This window comes from Planobispora longispora (assembly GCF_016863135.1).
GTDB lineage: Bacteria > Actinomycetota > Actinomycetes > Streptosporangiales > Streptosporangiaceae > Planobispora > Planobispora longispora.
Genome location: NZ_BOOH01000063.1, coordinates 54,155 through 75,023 on the forward strand (window position 1 = coordinate 54,155; position 20,869 = coordinate 75,023).

17 protein-coding genes are annotated in these 20,869 nt (G+C 73.4%); 6 read left to right on the forward strand and 11 right to left on the reverse strand.

From position 1 onward, the window contains the following. Positions 1-60: 60 nt before the first annotated feature. Positions 61-1,296 carry an FG-GAP-like repeat-containing protein gene (locus Plo01_RS35425; protein WP_203895143.1) on the reverse strand — a complete coding sequence of 412 codons (1,236 nt, stop codon included), beginning with the start codon at positions 1,294-1,296 and terminating at the stop codon, positions 61-63. 298 nt (positions 1,297-1,594) lie between these two features. After that, complete coding sequence (locus Plo01_RS35430; protein ID WP_203895144.1) at positions 1,595-2,002, reverse strand: RidA family protein; 408 nt, start codon at positions 2,000-2,002, stop codon at positions 1,595-1,597. Between the two features lie 72 nt (positions 2,003-2,074). Between Plo01_RS35430 and Plo01_RS35435 the strand changes: the two genes are divergently transcribed. Beyond that, entirely contained in the window at positions 2,075-2,743 is a 669-nt protein-coding gene (locus Plo01_RS35435) for a TetR/AcrR family transcriptional regulator (RefSeq protein ID WP_203895145.1), read from the forward strand. Positions 2,744-2,747: 4 nt separating this feature from the next. On the opposite strand, the gene Plo01_RS40695 is transcribed toward Plo01_RS35435, so the two are convergent. Next, positions 2,748-4,547: a CHAP domain-containing protein gene (locus Plo01_RS40695; protein ID WP_239317700.1), complete on the reverse strand. Its 1,800-nt coding sequence runs from the start codon at positions 4,545-4,547 to the stop codon at positions 2,748-2,750. A gap of 392 nt (positions 4,548-4,939) precedes the next feature. Between Plo01_RS40695 and Plo01_RS35445 the strand changes: the two genes are divergently transcribed. Continuing rightward, positions 4,940-5,575: a PaaI family thioesterase gene (locus Plo01_RS35445; RefSeq protein WP_203895146.1), complete on the forward strand. Its 636-nt coding sequence runs from the start codon at positions 4,940-4,942 to the stop codon at positions 5,573-5,575. An 84-nt stretch (positions 5,576-5,659) separates the two neighbouring features. On the opposite strand, the gene Plo01_RS35450 is transcribed toward Plo01_RS35445, so the two are convergent. The 7 genes from Plo01_RS35450 to Plo01_RS35480 form a co-directional block, all read right to left on the reverse strand. Further along, positions 5,660-7,405 (reverse strand): alpha/beta fold hydrolase, encoded by a 1,746-nt coding sequence (locus Plo01_RS35450; protein WP_203895147.1) that lies wholly within the window; start codon positions 7,403-7,405, stop codon positions 5,660-5,662. A 176-nt stretch (positions 7,406-7,581) separates the two neighbouring features. Beyond that, positions 7,582-8,331 carry a glucose 1-dehydrogenase gene (locus Plo01_RS35455; RefSeq protein WP_203895148.1) on the reverse strand — a complete coding sequence of 250 codons (750 nt, stop codon included), beginning with the start codon at positions 8,329-8,331 and terminating at the stop codon, positions 7,582-7,584. 28 nt (positions 8,332-8,359) lie between these two features. Beyond that, entirely contained in the window at positions 8,360-10,597 is a 2,238-nt protein-coding gene (locus tag Plo01_RS35460) for an acetate--CoA ligase family protein (RefSeq protein ID WP_307837424.1), read from the reverse strand. Between the two features lie 90 nt (positions 10,598-10,687). Then, complete coding sequence (locus Plo01_RS35465; protein ID WP_203895149.1) at positions 10,688-12,256, reverse strand: class I adenylate-forming enzyme family protein; 1,569 nt, start codon at positions 12,254-12,256, stop codon at positions 10,688-10,690. Between the two features lie 134 nt (positions 12,257-12,390). Then, on the reverse strand, positions 12,391-12,738 hold the full coding sequence (locus tag Plo01_RS35470; protein WP_203895150.1) for a VOC family protein: 348 nt from the start codon (positions 12,736-12,738) through the stop codon (positions 12,391-12,393). After that, on the reverse strand, positions 12,735-13,097 hold the full coding sequence (locus Plo01_RS35475) for a Zn-ribbon domain-containing OB-fold protein (RefSeq protein ID WP_203895151.1): 363 nt from the start codon (positions 13,095-13,097) through the stop codon (positions 12,735-12,737). Before Plo01_RS35475 ends, Plo01_RS35470 begins: the two co-directional genes overlap by 4 nt. An 80-nt stretch (positions 13,098-13,177) precedes the next feature. Further along, complete coding sequence (locus tag Plo01_RS35480) at positions 13,178-15,010, reverse strand: serine/threonine-protein kinase (protein WP_203895152.1); 1,833 nt, start codon at positions 15,008-15,010, stop codon at positions 13,178-13,180. 197 nt (positions 15,011-15,207) lie between these two features. Here Plo01_RS35480 and Plo01_RS35485 point away from each other — a divergent pair, with 197 nt between their 5' ends. Together Plo01_RS35485 and Plo01_RS35490 are read left to right on the forward strand one after the other, a co-directional pair. Continuing rightward, the gene (locus Plo01_RS35485) at positions 15,208-15,840 is read left to right on the forward strand and encodes an isochorismatase family protein (RefSeq protein WP_203895153.1); all 633 of its coding nucleotides are present in this window, start codon (positions 15,208-15,210) and stop codon (positions 15,838-15,840) included. Next, entirely contained in the window at positions 15,828-16,688 is an 861-nt protein-coding gene (locus tag Plo01_RS35490; RefSeq protein WP_203895154.1) for an SDR family NAD(P)-dependent oxidoreductase, read from the forward strand. The genes Plo01_RS35485 and Plo01_RS35490 overlap by 13 nt, the downstream gene beginning before the upstream one ends. Before the next feature lie 113 nt (positions 16,689-16,801). Here the strand turns inward: Plo01_RS35490 and Plo01_RS35495 are convergent, their stop codons facing one another. Further along, positions 16,802-18,157 (reverse strand): serine hydrolase domain-containing protein, encoded by a 1,356-nt coding sequence (locus Plo01_RS35495; RefSeq protein ID WP_203895155.1) that lies wholly within the window; start codon positions 18,155-18,157, stop codon positions 16,802-16,804. A 37-nt stretch (positions 18,158-18,194) separates the two neighbouring features. Here Plo01_RS35495 and Plo01_RS35500 point away from each other — a divergent pair, with 37 nt between their 5' ends. After that, positions 18,195-19,118: a cyclase family protein gene (locus Plo01_RS35500; RefSeq protein ID WP_203895156.1), complete on the forward strand. Its 924-nt coding sequence runs from the start codon at positions 18,195-18,197 to the stop codon at positions 19,116-19,118. 190 nt (positions 19,119-19,308) lie between these two features. Further along, on the forward strand, positions 19,309-20,841 hold the full coding sequence (locus Plo01_RS35505) for an EAL domain-containing protein (protein WP_203895157.1): 1,533 nt from the start codon (positions 19,309-19,311) through the stop codon (positions 20,839-20,841). Positions 20,842-20,869: the final 28 nt, after the last annotated feature.

Below are 20,869 nucleotides of genomic sequence, written 5' to 3' on the forward strand. Positions count from 1 at the left end.
TCCGGACCCGGGTCTGCCCGGCGCTCGGGACAGGTCATGCCGCGGCCGGGTCCCCACCGATCAGGAGACGAAGTCGGTGGTGTCGAAGCCGGTCGCGGGCGCGTTCGCGTCCCATACCCACCAGCGGTGCGGATCCGGCCCGAAGCTGTCGTGCTCCCAGGAGTCGAGCAGCACCTCGGCGCGCCCGTCCCGGTCGTAGTCGCCGGCCCGCACGGGTCCCGTCACGTAGTCGTAGTCGCCGTCGGGACGGCGGAACGGGCTGATCACCTGCCTGGCGGACAGCCCTTCCTTGAGTAACTCGACCAGTCCGCCGTTGCGGAACATCAGGTCGTCCCGGTTGTCGCCGTCGACGTCTGCGGAGGTGAGCTTGCCGCGGAGACCGGGGATCCGGATCACCGCCGGAGACCGTGGCGCGCGCCCGTAGTAGATCGTGATCGCCCGGGTGGCGCCGGCGGTCTCGCCTCCCGGTTCGTCGTTGCGGCTCCCGTCGTCGCCGACCGCGACGTCCCTGCGGCCGTCCCCGTCGAAGTCGCCGGTGGCGACCGCGTTACCCGGTCCGAGACGGTGGAACCGCGAGGAGGGGACCTCCGGCATGACGACTCCCTCGCTCTGCTCGCCGTCGCCGTCGCGGTGAAGGATGAGCCCGGTCCGCCGTCCCGGCCTGATCCGATCCGCGGCGATCCAGCCGACGTCGTACCAGGGCGCGTTCGCCACCTTGAGTTCGTGGAAGCGCGTACGGCTCGGCACGCCGTCCCGGCCGAACGGTCCGTAGAGCACGGCGTAACCGCCCTGGTCCTGCGACGTCGGACCCGACGCGGTGAGAGCCAGGTCGGCGTGACCGTCCCCGTCGAAGTCTCCGGTGGCCGGCCAGTCCGAGCGGAAGCGCCCGGGCTGGGCGGGCGTCACGGTCGACAGGCCGCCCGTCACGGGACCGTCCGGACCACCCCACACGATCTGCAGCACGGGCTGCCCGGCGCGGGGGAATCCGAGCCGGACCGGGATGTCGGCGTACCCGTCGCCGTCGAGATCGGCGGTGTCCGGCCGCCGGGCGCGCCATTCGGGACCGTGGGGCCACAGCGTCCGGCCCTCCGTCCGCACGACGGACCGTCTCTCCGGGTCGAGGCCGCCGCGGGAGCCGTACAGGATGACGAGGGATCTCATGTGGTCGGGCCGGTCAGGGATGATCTCCTCATCATGGCCGGAGGTGATCACCGCGTCCGGGTAGCCGTCCCCGTTGACGTCGTCCGTCAGCGCGCTCCCCTCGCCCCGCGGCACGCCCTTCGCGGACACGGACATCGTCTCCGTCCCGGTTACCTCGGGCGGGCTCGGCAGCCTGGTGCCGGGCGGCGACGGGCCGGTGCCACCCGGCCGCCCCGCCTGGGGCGAGGGCACGGGATCCCCGTTCGTGCCGCACGCGGCGAGAGCGAGCACACCGGCTATCACGCCCCCCGCCCACCGGACGGCCAGGCGAGAAGATCTCATGTCTGTGAGACGCCTGAACCCGCCTCCTCGTTCCGGCCTTCCGTGAGCCGTCGCCCGTACGGAACGGCCGGCTCCCGGGAATCGCGCTCGCCTGGATCCTGGGGCGCCCGACTCAGTCGATGACCGCGGTGGCCTCGACCTCGACCAGCAGGTCGGGTTCTCCCAGCGCCGCGACGCCCAGCAGGGTGATCGGCTTGACCGGGTCGATCCCCAGCTTCGCGGCCGCCCGGGCGACGCCCTCTCCCAGCAGCGGCATCTTGTCGGGCGTCCAGTCGACGACGTAGACGGTCAGCTTGGCCACGTCGTCGAAGGAGCCGCCGACCGCGGCCAGGGCGGTGCCGATATTGAGATAGGCCTGCTCGGCCTGGGCGGCCAGGTCTCCTTCGCCGACGCGTCGGCCCTCGGAATCCCGGGCCACCTGGCCCGCCAGGAACACCAGTTTCGACCCGGTGGCGATCGACAGCTGGCGGTAGACGTCAGGCTTCGGCAGTCCGTCGGGGTTGACCAGCGTCACGGTCATGTCCGCTCCTCGAATCGGCGCAGGCGGTTCGGCACTCCCCGAAAACATAGCAACGTTATGTATTGTGGCGCCATGGTGAGGGTGAAAGATCCGGCGGTCCGCTCTCTGCTGATCGACCAGGCCGCGCAGATGCTCGCCGCCCGGCAGCCGGTGACGCTCCGCTCGCTGGTGGCCGGGACCGGCGTCTCGACCATGGCCGTCTACACCTACTTCGGCGGCATGGACGGGCTGTGGAAAGCCGTACGGCAGGAAGGGTTCACCCGCCTGGCGGTACGGCTCGCCGCGGTCTCGCCGTCGGCGGATCCGGTACGGGATCTGGCCGCCCTCGGCGCCGCGTATCTGTCCAACGCCCTGGCCGGTCCCGATCTCTACCGGGTTATGTTCGACGCCGCGTTCGAGCTCGAGGACGCCGCGGCCGCGGATGACACGCTGCACCGCCTGGTGCGCGGCGTCGAACGGGCCACGGCCGCCGGTCGCTTCCGCGATGACGTCGACCCGCTGGAACTGGCCACGCAGAGCTGGACCATCGGTCATGGACTGGCGTCACTGGTCGCGACCGGCCCGCTGCCCCACCAGGCGCTCGCCCACGGCGTGCCCCTGCTGACCGCCCTGTTCGTCAGCGCGGGCGACGACCCCGACCGGTGTCGCCGGTCGGTCGAACACGGGTGGCACCCTCTGGCGCCCGATCACCGCTTCGAGCTCTCCGACACGGTGTCCGCGTCGCCCGGAATCTCGCCCTGATCGGTCATCGGGCCTGAGCGGGCACCGCCTCCCTGCGGCGGCGTCCCCGATAGTCCCCGAGGGCCGGGAGGTCGACGGATGTGGTGGGACGGGACGAGGCGGGAGGGGAGGGAGCGGGAACGGGCGCGGAGGGGATGGTCGTGCTGACGGCAGGCTCGGTCCGCCGGTGGCGCCGCCCGCGCAGAGGCGCGTCCTGGACGAAGGTCGTGGACTCGGAACGCCGGTGCCGTCGGCCGCGCAGGGGCGCGTCCTGGGTGAAGGTCGAGGACTCCACGACCGGCCGCTCCCGGATACGGCGTCTGCCCTGGTAGGGGAGCCGGGGTCGTTCGGCGGGAAGGCTCTGGACAGCGGAGGCTCCTTCCCTGAGGAAGGGTTCCGGGGAGGCCGGGAGCTCCCGTGCGGTGGAGAGGCCCGAGGTGATGAGGGCTTCCGGCGCGGAGAGGGGCTTGCGGGGGGCGACGTCCTCTCCGGTGAGGGAGAAGCTCTCGGTGGCGAAGGATTCCCGGGTGAGGGAAGTGCTCTGGGAAGCGTGGGACTCGCGGGTGACGGACGTCTCCGTGACGGCGGAACCGGCGTCCACGAGCTCGGGAGCGGTCAGAGCGGTGAGGAGCACGGAGGTGTTGCGGGAGGTGTTCCGGGTGGCGCGGCGGCGGCCCGGGGCCCGGCGGCCGCCGGAGCGGTGCGAGCCGGCGGTGCGGGGGGACGGGCGTGCGGCGTCTTCCGCGCCCTTCGCGCCGCGCGCGCCTCCCGCGAAGGCGAGGCGCAGGCCGGACTGCTTGGCCTTGGCGTGGGCGATGATCGCGGCGGCGGCGATCAGGACCGGGCCGATCATGGCGGGGGTGCTCAGATCGGTGGCGGTCGTGGCCAGGTCGGCGCTCACCGCGGTGGGGGTCGCGGTGAAGGAGGCGGTGTCCGCCGTGGTGGGCTTGGCGTGCTTGCCGGTCGCGGGGCGGCCGGCGGAGACCTGCGGCCGGGCGGTGGCCGCGCTGGTGGTCCCGGAGGACGAGGAGGTCCCGGTGGCCGCGGCGGACTCGCCGGTCTCGGGTCCGGAGGCCGTCGCGGGGGCCGTCCCGGTGCCCTTCGCGGAGACCGCCTCGGTGGACTCCGCCCGCGTGGACTTCGCGCCGGAGGTCTCCGTGCCGGGAGCCTTCGCGGTCTCCTCTCCGGTCGCGGCCGTCGTCGCGCCGGAGGCGGACTCCTGCTCCGCGTCGGCCTGCCCGTCCACGAGGGTCGGCGTGGTGAGGATCGAGAGCAGGTCGGGCCGGGGGAGCAGGGCCACGAAGTTGTCCGGCGCGGTGGAGGTGGCCGTGGAGGCGCTGACCTCCTGCTGCTCGGCCGCCTCCTCGTCCAGCCGGGCCTTGATCTTCTCCGGGTAGCCGTACCCCACGACCTTGCCCGTGTCGCGCTCCTTGCGCTTGGCGACACCGCCGTCGATGTTGCCCTCGATGGTGTGGATGGTCCCGCCGTCCACCTTGGTGACGATCCCGACGTGGTCGATGTTGTCGATCTCGCGGGAGCCGCCCCAGTCGAAGAACACGATGGCCCCCGGCTTGGGCGTGGTGCCCCAGGCGTCCTGATCCCGGAACCACTCGGCGTGGTAGACGGTGTAGGCGAACTGCCCGATCCAGTCCTCGTAGCCGAGCTTCTTGGCCGCCCAGGACAGGTACATGTCGCACCAGGGCGCCCCGGAGTAGTCCGCGTCGAACTCGACGGTCTTGCCGTACCAGTCACCGAACTTGGTGTAGCCGCCGCTCTTCTCGGAGTATCCGAGCTCGCTCTCCAGCAGCTCGATGAACTTCTGCATCTCAGGGATCATGGGAAGTGGGGAACCTCGGAACCTCTGGGAGCCCGCAAGGCATGGTCGCGCCGCCCCGCGACCGGGCTGTAAAGAGGTTGGGTCGAACGATGGCGCGTTCACGCGGGTCGATCCGAAGGGACGACCGGGGCGCGTGTGGCGGCACCATTGGCCTGTTGTCTTCCGTGGGCAGGGAGGCTACCCGGAGGAAAGAACAGGTCAAGACGGATCAAAGCGCCCGCTAAGGCCCTCGAGGATCGGAGGGAAGGGGTAAAAGCCCACGTCAGCGGCCTTTATGTGCCTTTTACCTGAACGCCGCAACAGGCAAAAAGATCTACAGATGTCCGTTGTCAAAGGGCCGTCCGAACGGGATTCTGTAGAACGTGTTCTATTATGGCGGCATGACGATCGACCTCGCCTCCGCCGGAAACGCCGAGGCCCGCCAGGCCGCGCTGGCCGCGCTCGGCCAGCAGACCCGCGAGCTGATCGACGCGGTCGTGTTGACCGAGGTCCCCGAGGACGAGATCACCTCCGTCACCGCCGAGCTGGCCGCCCTGACCGGACGCCTCCGCGCGCTCCGGCGCACCTCGCCTCAGCCGTTCGAGATCGGCCCGGACGGCACCCCCCGGCACGTGGGCAACGCGGTGGCCGGTCCGGTCAACCCGCACGCCCTCCCGCTGATCATCGAGAGCACTCCCGAGCGCACGGTCCGCGCCGAGCTGGCGTTCCGACCCTCCCATGAGGGCCCGCCCGGCTGGGTCCACGGCGGCGTCACCGCGATGATCATGGACCACCTGCTGGGCCATGCCGCCGCGGTGGCCGGGTCCGCCGGGATGACCGGCACGCTGAGCGTCCGCTACCGCAGGCCGGTGCCGTACGGCGAGCCGCTGCTGGCCACCGCCGAGCACACCCGGTCGGAAGGGCGCAAGAGCTGGGTCGACGGCCGCATCGCCCTGCCCGACGGGACGGTGCTCGTCGAGGCGACCGGCCTGTTCATCACCCCCTCCGACTGGGTCGGCCGGTTCGATCCCGCGTGACGGGCCGCCGGACCTCCCCGGTGGCCGTCCCCCTCGGGAGCCCGCCGCCGCGACGGCGGCTCCCTCGGGGGACGGCGGATTCCCTCAGACGGGGATCCGCGCGGTGAAGGGCTGTCCGCCGAGGCTGCCGGAGACCGGGACGGGATCCAGCGGCCGGAAGGCGGGCCAGGAGAGAGTCACCTCGGCGCCGCCGGCGGTCAGCCGGGCCGTCGCGGTCCCGTCGCGTCCCAGGGAGATCTGGCCGCTCACCGCCACATCGTTCACGAAGCGCACGTCCTCCAGGCGGATGACCGCCGCTCCGTCGTCGAAGACCAGCTTCCCGCCGCGCAGGCCGGGTTCCTCCTTCAGCGGCCGGTAGGATCCCGAACCCGGATTCCGCCTGACCACGGCGTCGGCCGCCGTGGCGAACGCGGCGACGACGCGGCGGTCGAGGCCGCCGGCCTCCGGCAGGTCCTCCGCCGTCCGGGGGAAGGACGCGATCGGGCGGTACGTCCGGGCATCGCACGATCGGGGCGGCTCGCCGGGGTCGGCGAGGAAGGCGCGCAACGCCTCACGGGCGCAGGGCACGCTGAGCGTCGTGCTGTGACCGCCGCCGACGACGCGCAGCAGGGAGCCGTGCGGGAAGCGCCGAGCGACCTCGGCGGGGGTGTGGGTGTCGTAGTCCCCGGCCGCCGTCGCGGTCGGCACGTCGGGATGGTCGGCGCGGGGCGGGACCGGAGGGTTCTTCCGCGGGGTCGGCCAGTGGACGCACCAGTCGGCCCACCCGGTCACGCCGCCGGCCTCCGCCACGGTGAACGGCCGCAGCGGCCGCTTCACGGCGTAGAAGCGGTCGAGCTGGCGCCGCCGTTCGGCGGCCGGCGCGTCCCGGTCGAACGGGAACTTCGCGTCACCGCACTTGTAGGCGAGCATTCCGGCGAACTGGGGTCCGCGCAGCGGCTGGGTCGGAGCCTTGGCGGCAGCGGCGGCCAGCCGGCGCAGCAGCAGCGGGTCGCCGCGCAGGTAGGCGGTGGCCGCCGCGTTGAGCTCGCGTCCGAACACCGGCTCGGAGAGGCGGGGCAGCAGACTCCACAGCGTCTTGAGGGAGATCTCCGCGTCGGGCCGGTCGCGCAGCCGCCGGACGAGCGCCGACCAGGTCGCCTCGCAGTCGCGGGATGACCGGCAGGTCAGCCCGAGCAGGTCGGTGCGGGATCGGATCGGCTCGATCGCGTAGCCGTCCTTCCGCACCGGGACGAGGCTGTCGAGGAACACCCCGGCGGTGCTCTCCGGGAACCGGGCGGCGTAGGCCTGGGCGAACACGGTTCCGTAGGAGATGCCGTAGAACGTCACCTCGGGCACGCCCAGCGCCTTCCGGACGGCGTCCATGTCGGCGACGGCCTGATCCGTGGTGAAGAACCGGCCCCGGGCGCCTACCTGCCCGGCGCAGGAGGCGATGGTCTCCGGACGATTCAGATCCAGATCCGGGCAGCTCAGCGGGCTGGACTCGCCCAGCCCGCGGGGCTCGACGACCAGCAGGTTCTGCCGGTCGACGGTCCGCTCCAGCATGGGGAGCATCGGCAGGGCGGGCAGCGGCCCGCCGGGGTTGGCCAGGACGGTGGAGGTCGCGCCCTTCCTGGGAACCCAGGCGAAGGCCACGTCGATCCGCTCTGATCCCGGGTCGTCCCAGTCGAGCGGGACCGAGATCCGCCCCTCGCACCGTTGCGTGGCCGCGGCGCAGGCGTGGGTGGAGGGCGGGATCGCCGGAGAGGCGGAGGGGGGAGGAGGGGGAACGGATGAGGCGGATGAGGGTGGGGGTACGGCGAGCAGCCCGGCGAGCACAGCTGCGGCCGTCACAGTCGTCCGTAACATCCGCAGCGCCTTCCCCGGCGTCCCCGGGGTAAACGCGTCCGGACGATCTCAGCGCACCCGGGCCGGGACCGTCCGCGCGGGCCGCCCCGTCGGTCGTGCCTGCCGACCGGCCGTCCCCGGCCCCGGTGTCCGGTGCCGGGGACGGCGAGTGTTCCACCGGCTCAGTAACCGGCGCCGGTGAGCATTCCCCCGTCCACCGTGAACTCGCTGCCCGTGCAGTAACTCGCCCGGTCCGAGGCCAGGAACGCCACCACGTGGGAGGCCTCGACCGGCTTGGCGAAGCGTTTGATGACCATGGACTTGAAGAACGCCTCGGCGTCCACCTCGGCCGCGATCTCCGGATCCGCGACCATGGCGGTGTCGATGGCGCCGGGGTGCACGGAGTTCACCCGGATCTTGAACCGGGCGAGCTCGCGGGCGGCGGCCTTGGTGACGCCGCGCACGCCGAACTTCGAGGCGGCGTAGGCCGACATGCCCTCGGCGCCGATGAAGCCCTCGACCGAGGAGATGTTCACGATCGCGCCGCCCCCGGCGGCCTTCATCGGCTCGATCACCGACTTGATCCCGAGCCAGGTGCCCTTGAGGTTCACGTCGAGGATGCGGTCGTACTCCTCCAGCGTCATATCCGCGATCCGACGAAATTTCAGGATTCCGGCGTTGTTGACCAGGACGTCGAGCCTGCCGTACGCCTCGACCGTGGCGTCCACCGCCCGCTGCCAGTCCTCGGGCCGCGTCACGTCCTGGTGGACGAAGAGCGCCCCGGTCTCCTCGGCGACCGCCTTGCCCTCCTCGTCCAGCACGTCCCCGAACGCGACCCGCGCGCCCTCCTCGATGAACAGTCGCACGTGGGAGGCGCCCATGCCGCGGGCACCCCCTGTGATCAGTGCGACCTTGCCGTCCAGCAGACCCATCTCAAGCTCCTCGGATGACTCGGGCGACTCAAACGGTCCGGATGCCCCGGGTGAAACGCCTGGCGGCGGCGACGGCGACCGCCGCGGCCTCCATCGAACGGTAGACGGGGATCCCGGCCCCCGCCGCGATCACGCGGACCTCGTCCTCGACCCCGTGCGGCGCGCACTCGCCGTTCCGGGTGACCAGGGTGACCCGCACGCCGGGCAGCTCCTCCTGGGCCCGGGCCAGGGCGCGCGTGTAGGCGTAGAGGGGATCGGCGGAGGTCCCGTAGGTGAAGAAACTCTGCACGTTGACGTGCGCCACGACGTCCGGGTACGGCCGCCGCGCCACGATCGCCCCGACGGCCTCCCGCACGAGATCCGCCCGCCCGCGAGGGCCGACCGGGATCTCCAGGGGGTTGGCGAGGGAGCTTCCCACCCCGACCCCCAGCGCCTTCAGCCCGTCCAGGGCTGCCCCCGGCAGGGCTCCGAGCGACAGCCCGGCCCCGTCGAAGACGTCGGCGGCCAGCACGCTCGCCCCGCCGCTCGGTCCCACCACCAGCACCCCGGCGTCCTCGCCGGGGCCGGCGGCGGGGAGGCGGGCGGCGTGGGACTGGAAGAAGGACAGGGCGCCGATCAGGTCGTCCTGGCCGGTGACGAGGGTGGCGCCGGTCTGGTCGGCCAGGGAGCGCCAGACCCGGGCGTCGCCGACCATGCCGCCGGTGTGCGAGGCGGCGGCCCGCCGGCCCTGGGCGCTCCGGCCGCCGACCAGCAGCACCACCGGAAGCCGTCCCCGCACGGACATCAGCGCCTCGAACAGGGCGCGGCCGCCCCGGGGATCCTCCAGGTACATGCCGACGGCCGAGGTCTGCTCGTCGGCGGCCAGCCAGCGCAGCAGCTCGGCCGGGGTCACGTCGGCGGAGTTGCCCACCGTCGCCACCCGGCTGAACGCCAGCCCGCGCCGCTCGCCGACCTTGATGACCTCTCCGGCCAGCCCGCCGCTCTGCGAGATCAGCGCGACGTGGCCGGGCGGCCCGGGCTCGCCGCCGACGAACGTCTGCCGGCCGCGCGGACTGTAGACGCCCATGCAGTTCGGCCCGAGCAGCCGGGTCCCGGCCTCGGCCGCCGCCCCGATCAGCGCGGCCTCCAGGTCGGGCCGTCCCGCCTCGCCGAACCCGCCGCTCATCACCTGGACGAACGGGATGCCGCGGGCCTGCCGTACGACCTCGGCGCACTTTCCGGCGGGCACGGCGACCAGCGCGTAGTCGGCCTCGACCCCGGCCAGCGACGGCACGGCGGGCACCCCGTCGATCGCGTCCGCCTCCGGATGCACCGCCACCAGCGGCACCCCGGTCGTCTTGTAGAACTCCAGGAACATGTTCCCGAAGTTCGGCCTGCTCGTGGACGCCCCCACCACGGCCACCGCCCGCGGCTCGAACAACGCCGCGAAGTCCGTCACCCCCGGCCCGGGAGGGACCGTGGGCGGCGGGTGTCGGGGGTGTGCCGGGTCGGCCGGGATGTAGCGGGCGTCGACCGCGATGACGCCCTTCTCCGTGGCGATCACCGGGTTCAGCTCGAACTCGCCGAGTTCCAGCCGCTCCCACAGTCCGCCGGGCCCGCCGACCGTGACGAGCAGCTCGACCAGGGCGTCCACATCCACGGCCGGGCGGCCCCGGTAGCCCTCCAGCAGGGGAGCGCCGCGCAGGGAGGCGAGCATCTCCCGGGCGTCGGCCTCGGAGACCGGGCAGAGCCGCAGGGCCGTGTCGCGCATGGCCTCGGTCCAGACGCCGCCCAGCCCGGTCAGCAGCACCGGCCCGAACCCGGGGTCGTCCACGATGCCCAGGATCAGCTCGATCCCGGGAGCGGCCTGTTCCTCGACCAGGAACCCGTCGGGTGTTATGCCCTGGTTGAGGAGGGCCCGCAGCATCTCGGCCGCCGCCGCGCCGGCCTCGGCCGCGTCACCGAGCGCCAGCCGTACCGCGCCGGCGTCCGACTTGTGCACCAGATCGGGGCCGTACGCCTTGAGGACCAGCGGGGGAACCAGCTCCCCGGCCGCCTCGGCGATCTCGGCGGCCAGGGCGATCGCCGTCCCCGCGGGCACGGTCGCCCCGTCCCCGGGCATGGCCGCCTGCCGGGATGTGACCGTCTCCCCGGGGGCGACCCCCTCTCGGGGTGCGATCCCGTCTCGGGGTGCGACCGTCTCCCGGGACACGGCCACCGCGACGCCGCGCGGCACCGCCACCCCGGTCTCGCGCAGCAGTGCCTTGACCTCATGCTCGGGGATCATCCGGTCCTCTCTCGCGGCGAGGGGTCCTTCTTTTTCCGAAAGGGAGCCCCGGCCGGCTCTCCCGGCCGGGAACCCCCGGCGATCGGCCGCTCAGTCGACCAGGTGCTGGTACTTCTCGCGGATCTCGCGGCGCAGCAGCTTGCCGGGACCGCCGGAGGCGTCCTGGAAGTGGGGCAGCTCGTCGGTGATCACGATGCGGTCCGGCCGCTGGTGCCCCGGCAGGGAGTCGTCCAGCGCGAGCGCGATCTTCGAGGCGTCGAGCGAGTGACCGGAACGGGGGACCACCGCGAGCAGGATCTTCTGCTCGACCGCCCCGGCGCCCTCGACGTGCGCGGGCACGCCCACGACTCCGGCCTCGGCGACGTCGTCGAGCGCCACCGCGGCCTCCTCGATCGCCGAGGGCTGCGACCAGAGGCCGCCCTTGAGGATGGCGTCCTCGCGGCGGCCGAGCACGGTCAGGTTGCCGTCCTCGGAGAGCACGCCCAGGTCGCCGCCGACGTACCAGCCGCCGCGCAGGACCTCGGCCGTCTTGTCGGGCAGCCCGTCGTATCCGGTCATCCGGTGCGGCCCGGCCAGGTTGATCTCGCCGGTCTCGCCGATCAGCCGGGCGCCGTCCGGCCCGGTGATCCGTACCGCGTTGCCGGTGCGGGCCCGGCCGGACGAACCGAGCGGGGTGCTGCCGTCGTCGACCCGGCCGAAGCAGGTGTAGGGGGCCTCGGTCTGGCCGTAGTAGCAGTAGACGCCCGCGTCCGGCAGCCGTTCCTTCATCCGGGCCAGCAGGGCGGCCGGGAGCGGCTCGCCGCCGAGCATGATGACCCGCAGCGAGGACAGGTCGGCGGAGGCGTGGTCGTCGGAGCCGAGCAGCGCGGCGTAGAACGACGGGATCTGCGAGACGTGCGTGACCTTCTCGCGGGGGACGACCTTCAGGAAGTTCGCCGGTCCCCAGTCCTGCTCCAGCACCAGCCGCATCCCGGCGTAGAGCGCGGGTCCGACCAGGGCGGGGAAGCCGATCCCCCAGATGATCGCGCCGGTGCCGAGCACCGACTCCTCCGAGCGCGGCACGTCCAGCCAGATCTGCGCGGTGGCCAGCGACGAGGCGTGGGTGTGGACCACGGCCTTGGGCAGGCCGGTGGTCCCGGAGGTGTAGTAGAGCGCCAGCGGGTCGTCCCCGGCCGCGCCCGGCTCCGGCTCCTCCTCGGAGGCCGCCGCGCTCAGCGCGTCCAGGTCCACGGCGTCCTGGCCCGGCCCGCCGACCTTGATCCAGGTGGTGACGCCGGGCAGCTCCGGCTTGATCTGCGCCACGGTCTGCTCGACCGTCGAGTCGTAGACGAACGCGGTGGCGCCGGAGGCGGCGACGACCGCCTGGAGGGTCTCCACCGGCCAGTAGGGGTTGAGCGCCGCGGTGACCGCGCCGAGCTTGGCCGCCGCGAGGTAGACCTCGGCCACGTGCAGCGTCTCGTTGAGCAGCGCCGCCACCCGCCGTCCCGGCTCGACCCCGGCCTCCGTCAGTGCGTGGACGCGCCGGTTGACGACCCGGTTGAGCTGCTCGTAGGTGAAGCTCTGTGTGCCGCAGTAGGTCAGCGCCACCCGGTCCGGGGTGCGCAGGGCGTTGGCGGTGAGGATGGCGTAGGCGTAGTTGCCGTAGGGGGATCGCGCCATTGTGGCCTCCGGCGGGGACGGGGGGACGGGGGTTGGGGCGGCCGCGGTGGGCCGTGCCGATGATGACTCCGGCTGGGGGACGGGGAGAGGGGGCTACGGCGAGGAGGGACGGGACCGGCCGGGGCGGGGAGCCGTCACGGTTGCAGGGGCGAGTAGAGGACGAAGACGTTGCCCGACGGGTCGCGCAGGACGGCCCGGGTCTCGTGCGGCCCGGCCTCGGCCTCGCGCACCACCTCCGCGCCCGCCCCGGTCAGCTCCTTCACGGCCCGCGTCACGTCGTCGACCTTGTAGGACGGCGCGGTGGCCGCCCCGGCGACCTGCTCGGCGGCCGTGACGAGCGCCACCGTGGCTCCCCCGCCGTCCAGGGCCGCGAACCGGTCGCCGTCGCGGAATTTGATCGTCAGGCCCAGTGTGCCCGCGTAGAAGGCGATCGCCGCTTCCATGTCGTCGACGGGGACGAGGACGTTGCCGAGCTTGCTCACGCTGGTCTCCACTGGGGTAGGTCGTCGATGAACGTCACGCGCACCGGCATGCCGATCCGCACCCGCTCGGGCGGGCAGTCCACGACCCGCCCGAACGCGCGCGCCCCTTCGGGCAGGTCGATCCAGGCCAGCACGTACGGCTCCCGCCCCCGGAACTCGGGCACGAACGAACGGTGCACCACGGTGAAGGTGTGGACGGTCCCCTCGCCCGACACGGGCTCGTAGGGGAGGTCGGCGCCGCCGCAGTGGGGGCACTCGGGCGCGGGCAGATGGACCCGCCGGTCGCAGGCCGCGCAGCGCTGGATGAGCAGCTCGCCGCGGCGGCAGGCATCCCAGTAGGAGAGCGTGTCACTGGCCATCGATCGTCAAGCTAGCGCACGCTTGGTTCACTCACAAGATGCCGCACCCGGCGGGCTCGCGAACGCCGCGCCGGGCGGGCTCACAGGGTGTCGTACCCGCCGGGGCCGTCCGGCTCCGTCGGGTCGTGCGGGGGTTCGTCCACCGGATCCCGTCCGCCGTCGCCGTCCGGCTCCCCGTCCGGGTCCCCGCCCGCCTCCGGGCCGCCCGACGTCCCGCCCGTGGGGTCGGGGCTCTGGCAGGGCTCGCCCGTGGCCTCCGCCGTGAGCTCGTGCGCGCCGTCGGGGGCCTGGGGGGAGGTGGAGACCGTGACCCGGCGCACGAGGGTCTGCCCGCAGGGCGGGGCGCTGAAGCGGTGCGCGACCACCTGGACGTAGGTCTCGGAGCCGGAGAGCGTGAGGGTGCGCGAAGGTGCCTCGGTCAGCCGGTCCGGGGCCGGGCCCTCGGCGAACCGGACGGTCAGGACGACCTCCGCCGTGGTGGACGCGCGCAGGGCGATCGTGGCGCCCTCCCCGTCGATCCCGGCCACGGCCAGGCCGCTGACCGTGTGGCCGGGGCCGGTCGGCTCCGGGGGGGTGGGCGCGCGCGTGCCGGTCGGGGAGGAGGAAGGGGGCGAGGACGGGCGGCCGGTCGGGGCGGGGGGTGTGCCCGGGCGGGTGGCGGGGGCGGAGGGCCTCGCGGGAGCGGCCGGTGAGCCGTTCTCCGCCGTGGCGGGGGAGCGGTTGGAGCCGGTGGCCGCGGTGGAGGTCTCCTCCGGAGGCGCGGGACCGTCGGCCGCGACGTTCCGGGACCGTCGCGGCCCCGGCGGCGGGGATTCCGTCGTTCCCCGCGGCGCGCCGGCCCGGTCGGCCCCGGGGATCCCCGGTGCGGGGGTGAAGACCCTGTCCGAGGCGAGCGGGCCGTTGGGCCGCCCGGCGGAGATCAGCGCGATCGCGACCGCGACGGTCATCACGCCGGCCGAGGCCACCAGCCGGGTCCCCGGCCGCCGGGGATGGCGCAGCCTGCCCATCCGGTCCAGCACGGTCCGGGCGACCGAGGCGCCCGCCTTCGGCGCGGGCTTGGCCAGCGGGAAGGTCAGGGCGAGGAGGGTGGCGAGCTCGGCGAGGTGGCGCCGCCCGCGCTGCTCCCACTGCGGCCCGTAGGCCGCCAGCGCGGCGACCTCCACCTCGGCGAGGAAGGTCCGGGCCGTCGGCGGCCGGTCCGCCGGGTCCTTGGCCAGGCCGCGCGCCACCAGCTGCCGTACCGGGTCGGGGACGGCCTCCACCGGGACCGGCGCGGTCCGGTGCAGGTGCGCCAGCGCGGCGGGGCGGTCGGCCCGGTACGGCGCGCGCCCGGTGAGGCACTCGAAGAACACGCAGGCGGCGGCGTAGACGTCGGACGCCGGGTCCGCCGGGCGCCCGGACCACCGCTCGGGCGCCAGGTAGGGAGGCGTGCCCGCGGGCGTGTCCGCCTCCCCGGCCGGCACGGCGATGCCGAAGTCCGAGAGCTTGCTGGCCCCGTCCGCCTGGACCAGCACGTTCTCCGGCTTGCAGTCGCGGTGCACGACGCCCAGCGCGTGGGCCTTGGACAGGCCCAGCAGCGAGCCCTTGAGCACGGCCAGGGCCGCCTCCGGACTCGTCGTGCGGCGCCCGGCGAGGATCCTGCGGAGCGGCACGCCGTCGACCAGCTCCATCACGATCGCGGCGTCGAGCACGTCCTCGTAGTACTCGTACAGCCTGACGACGTTCGGGTCGTCGAGCTCGACCATGACCCGGGCCTCGCGGCGGAACCGCCGCAGGAAGCCGGGATCGTCCTTCAGGGTGGCGTTGAGGTATTTGATGGCCACGTAGGCGCCGGTCTCGGTGTAGGTGGCCAGCACGACGCGGCCGCCGCCCCCAGTGCCGAGCTCCCGAACCTCGCGGTATCCCGGAACCAATTGAGTCCCCTTCCGAGTGCCCTCGCCATGTTCGACGGTCTCACCCCTGGGGTCGGTTGTCATGCTTAGCGAACTTTGGCGGTATGCGACGTGGATGTCACGATGAGTGGACGATCATTCGGTTTCCGTCGTGCTACGCTCTGCCGGTAACCAAGCAAGCGCTCGTGTTTAATCCGAGTGCGGGGTGGGGAGGTCGGATGCCGGTCGATCTGGGGTCCATGGCCGCGCCGGGCCGTACCGCGGTGCTGGTCATGGAGATGCAACGCGGCGTCGCCGGCGATCTGACGCGGTTCCCGGAGCTGGTGGAGGTGTGCGAGCGCCGCGACGTGGTCGCCCGGGCCGCCGCGGTCCTGGCCGCGGCCCGCGCCGCCGGGATCCCGGTGATCCACTGCACCGCCGCCTTCCGCGCCGACCGCGCCGGGTCGCACACCGGCAACTGCCCCTTCATCGCCGCCCTGCTGAAGGACCCCGCCCACATGCTGGAGGGCACCGGGGCCGTCGAGGTGCTGCCCGCCCTGCTCGGCCCGGGGGATCTGGAGTCCCGCCGCTACCACGGCTTCTCCCCGTTCACCGGGACCTCGCTGGACATGACCCTGCGCTCCCTCGGCGTCTCGACCGTCGTCGCCGCCGGGCTCTCGCTGAACCTCGGCATCCCCGGCCTCGCCCTGGAGGCGGTCAACCTGGGATACCGGGTGGCGGTGGTGACCGACGCGGTGGCCGGGGTGCCGGACGACTACGCGCAGGCCGTGCTGAAGAACACCGTCAGCCTGCTGGCCGCGCGGGTGACCTCCGCCGACCTCGTGGAGGCGTGGGGACGATGCGCGGCCTGAGCCTGGACGGCCGGACGGCCGTCGTCACCGGCGGGGGCGGCGCCATCGGCGCCGCGATCTGCTCCGACCTCGCCTCACTCGGCGCCCACGTCATCGTCGCCGACATCGACGAGCCCGCCGCCGCCAAGACCGCCGCCGCCCTGACCGACATGTTCCCCACATCGCCGGGTACGTCCTCCTCTGCCGCGCCGGCCGATGCGTTCCCCGTGTCGCCGGGCACGCTTTCCTCCGCCGCGCCGGTTCCCGGTGGTCCGAGCGGAGCGAGGGCGCGCGCCACGCACCTGCCGGTGGATCTGGCGGATCCGGCGTCCATCGAGGCGTTCTGCGCCCGGACGGGGCCGGTGGACATCCTGGTCCACAACGCCGGGGTGTCGATCGTGGAGCCGTTCGTCACCAGCGACCCGGAGAACTGGGACCTGATGTGGCGGGTCAACCTGCGGGCCCCGATGCTGCTGACGAAGCTTCTCCTGCCCGGCATGGTCGAGCGGGGGTGGGGACGGCTGGTCTTCATCTCCTCGGACGGGGCCAGGGCCGGATCGGGGGGCGAGGGCGCCTACGCGGCGACCAAAGCGGGCCTGTTCGGTCTGGCCAAGACCCTCGCCCGGGAGGCGGCCCGGGGGAACGTGACCTCGAACGTGGTCTGTCCCGGGCCGACCGACACCCCGATGCTGCGCAGGATCGACGCCGAGAAGCCGGGGCTGGTCGACAAGATCGCCAGAGGCATCCCGCTGCGCCGCCTGGGCAGCCCCGGGGACGTCGCCGGGCTCGTCGCCTATCTCTGCACCGACAGGGCGGCCTACGTCACGGGCCAGACCCTGTCGGTCAGCGGCGGCGTCACGATGCATTGAACCGGCGTGCGGTGAACCGGCGTGCGGTGAAGCGTGCGGCGTGGCCGTACGCGCAGGCGATCACCGGCGGGGAGGCGCACGCCCGGACGGCGCCGGGAACGTGCGCCCCCGCGCTAACGGCCTTCCCGTCCGAGCGCGTCGTAGACGGCCTCGGCCAGGTGGTAGGCGCGCATGCTGCCGGATACGGCGTTGGCCATCTTGTTCATCGTGTATCCCATGGCCAGCCCGTTCTCCACGTCGCCCAGGCCGAGGAAGCCTCCCATGCCGGTGTGCCCGAAGGCGGTCTCGGCGCCCCGGGCGGGTGTGAGGAAGGTCAGAGCCGGGCGCATGTACCCCAGGCCGAAGGAGCTGTCGACGAACAGCACCCGGTCCGGTCCGTTGACGCGGCGCCGCATGGCGTCGCGGAGCGTCTCGGGACGCAGGATCCGCCCGGCGACCAGTTCCCGGTAGAAACCGGCCAGGCCCCGGGCCGTGGTGACGATGCCCATCGCGGGCCAGCCCGCCCGCAGGACGACCGGGTGGTTGGCGCCTCCGGACAGCTTGTGGACCGCCGGGTTGCCCAGGGCCCTGTTCATCAGGCTGTCCTTGTCCAGGGACGCCCTGGCCATCTCGTAGAGCGGGTCGCCGGCTCCCCGGCCGGGAAGCTCGGCCACGACGGGGGAGGCGGGCGCCCCGGCGTCGGTCTCCGCCGGGGCGGGCGGCTCCCCGACCCCGGAAGCCCCGGAAGCCCCGGAAGCCCCGGAAGTCCCGGATGTCCCGGCGGTACCGGATGCCCCCGCGCCCCCCGGCCGTGCGCGGTCCCCGGCGGACAGGCGGGCCGCCCGCGCCACCACGTCGTCCGGCGCCCCGAGCCACAGCTCCAGGCCCAGCGGCCCGGCGATCTCGGTGGCCACGATCTCGCCGACGCTCTTGCCCGACACCCGGCGGATCACCTCGCCGAGGAGGAACCCGTAGGTCAGGGCGTGGTAGCCGTGCGCGGTGCCCGGCTCCCAGATCGGCTCCTGGCGGGCCAGGCGGTCGGCGATGGCCGCGTGGTCCTCGAACTCCTCCACCGGGACCGGTTCCTCGACCGTCGGCAGCCCGGCCTGGTGGGTGAACAGGTGTTCGACGGTGATCCGCTCCTTGCCCCGCTGCCCGAACTCCGGCCAGACGTCGGCGACCGGCGCGGTCACGTCGAGCAGCCCGCGCTCGGCCAGCAGCAGCGCGGCCGTCGCGGTCACCGCCTTGGTGCAGGAGTAGGCCAGCGCGGGCGTGTGGTGCTCCCAGGCGCGCCCGGTACGCCGGTCGGCGACGCCGCCCCACAGGTCCACGACCGCCTCGCCGTCCAGGTGGACCGCGAACGCCGCGCCCAGTTCCGCCCCGTCGGCGAAGTGCCTGTCGAACACCTCGCGGACGCGGGAGAAGCGGGGGTCGCACCGCCCGCTCGTCTTCGTGCCGGGGTGCTCCCGGACCTCGTCATCCGCCGTCATGGCCCGCCTTTACGTTCTCAAGAAAGTGAGCAATCGCTTGGTTTACGAGCCTAACAACTGGGGCCGCTTCGGCCCAGACGATCAGCGCGGGACCCTCAACCTGCTGACGCCCGCCGCGGTCCTGGCCGCCCTCGCCTCGGCCGTCACCGGGCAGGTGCTCAGCCTGGCGATGCCGATCAGGGGGGCCACCTCCTCCGCCGCCCCGGCGACGATCCCCCACCTGCGGGGCCGCCCGCTCCCGCAGCATTTCATGTCGGTCGACGGCGGCGACTACGCGGCGGGCACCCGCCCGATCGGGGCCGGGCTCCGGATGGCCGACGACGCCGTCGTCATCACCCCGCACGGCACGACCACACACATGGACGCGCTGTGCCACATGTGGGCGGGGGAGGAGCTCTACAACGGCCACCCCGCCGCCCGGGTCAGATCGTACGGCGCGACCCGCTGCGGCATCGAGCACGCCGGGGGCGTCGTGGCCCGGGGGATCCTCTTCGACGTCCCCAGGCACCTGGGCCTCGACCACCTCCCGGCGGACTTCCGCGTCCCCGGCGAGCTCCTGGCCGAGATCTGCGACGACGTACGGCCCGGCGACGCGGTCGTGATCCGCACCGGCTGGCCGCTGACCTGGGACAGGTCCCCGCAGGAGTACTGGTCGGGCCAGCCCGGCCTGTCCGCCGGCGCGGGCCGCTGGCTCGCCGCCCGCGACGTCTCCGTGGTCGCCTCCGACAACGCGGCCATCGGCGGCCTCAACGCCCGCCAGCTGGCCGACGAGGGACTGGAGGACGACCTTCACCTGATCCTGCTCTGGCGGCACGGCGTCCACCTGGCGGAGATGCTCTGGCTGGAGGAGCTGGGCGAGGCCTGCGCGGGCCGTACGGGGAGGGACTTCGTCTTCGTGGCCGCCCCCCTCAGGATCGAGGGGGGCACCGGCAGCCCCATCAACCCCCTGGCGATCCTCTGAGGCGGGGTCCGGACCGGCTGATGGTCGCCTTCCGTGACGCTCCATGCGTTTTGGGTCAGATGGGAACGGGCGCGGTCGATGAGACGACGCAGGCAGAACCTGCCCCGCGGTCACCGGAAACGTGCCACCGGATGGCGTGCGGAGTCACCGTTTCCCCGGCACCCATGTCCCCGAGGAGGGGGGCCCGACCATGTCAGAAGACCGTTCTGCTCGGTGGATTCTCTGGGAGCGTCCGGAGGGTCCGCCTGGCTCGGTTCCGGCCCGCTCGGAGCCCACGCTGTGGGGGAAGGCGCGGCAGGCCCTCGGCGCGGGCGGGGGGTCGGCGAACTCCGCGCCGGGTCACGGGCCCGGCTCCGCCTCCTCGCCCGTCTCCGGCGCCCTGGTCGTGCCGCCGCGGGACTCCGCGCCGGGGCGGGACGCGATCCCTTCGGCACGGATACCGCACGAGCACGCGCTGGGGATCACCCAGCACACCGACCTGATCAACTGGATCATCGACAACCGGATGGTGGAGGTCGAGTTCCAGCCGGTGCTGGACGTGGTCCACAACCAGGTGGTGGGCTTCGAGGCGCTCAGCCGCGGCCCGCAGAACTCGCCGCTGCGCGCTCCGGACCGGCTGTTCTCCGCGGCGCGGGCGGTGGGCCGCGCCGGTGAGCTGGACTGGATCTGCCGCGCCGAGGCGTTCCGGCAGATGCTGGCCCGCCGGTTCCCGGGGGCGGTGTCGCTGTTCGTCAACGTCGCCTCCGACTCGCTCATCGTGGAGTGCCCGGAGGACCTGCTCCCGACGGTGTGGGAGGCGACCCGCGAACTCCGGGTGCTCGTCGAGCTCTCCGGCGACGCGATGGGCCGCTACCCCCGGCAGGTGCTGGAGACGGTACGGCGCGCCCGCGCCGCGCGGTGGGGCGTGTCGATCGGCGACATCGAGTTCAGCGAGGCGGGCATGGCGATGCTGCCGGTGCTGGAGCCCGACGTGGTCAAGCTCGACCACCACCTGCTCACCTACGGGCGGGCGTACGCCGGCCAGGCGGTGGCGGCGGCGCTGGGCGAGGTGCAGCACACCGGGGCGACGCTGCTGGTGGAGAACGTCGAGGACCAGTCGGGCTTCATGATGGGCCGCAGCCTGGGCGGCAACTACCAGCGCGGATACTTCCACGGCCGTCCCGGCGCGCTGCCCGACAGCCTGTCCATGCCCAAGGCGCCCATCCGCCTGCGCGAGGTCTCCGGCGACGACGACGTGTCCTTCTGGGACCTGGCCGTCCAGTCCGGCGCGCACGTTTCCAGCGGGCTGGCCTGGGACGAGGTCAACACCATCACGTTGACCATGGCCGGTCCCCTCGCCCAGTCCCCGGTGCCCCCGGTCGTCGGGTTCCTGATGCCCGAGAACCACAGCTGGAACACCGAGCTGGCGGTCGTCTACCGCATCCTGCTGGCCCGTTGCCCGCTGACGCTGGTGCTGGGCTCCGACGTGGCGCAGCACAGCAACTGGCGGGTCCGGGGGGCGAACCTGCCCGACGACCATCCGCTGCTGACCCACGGCTTCCTGATCGCCCTGTCGTCCACCTCCGCGCTGGTGGTGATGGCCCGCCGCCAGGACGCCGACAGGGACATGTGGGAGGTGGCCATCAGCGAGAGCCGCGAGCTGGCCCGTCAGCTGCTGCGCCACACCACGGACCTCATCGACAACCTGGAGGGGGGCGTGCGTCACGGCGCCGAGGCGGCGTGACCCGCGCCCCGCTCCGGGGCCGGCCGTC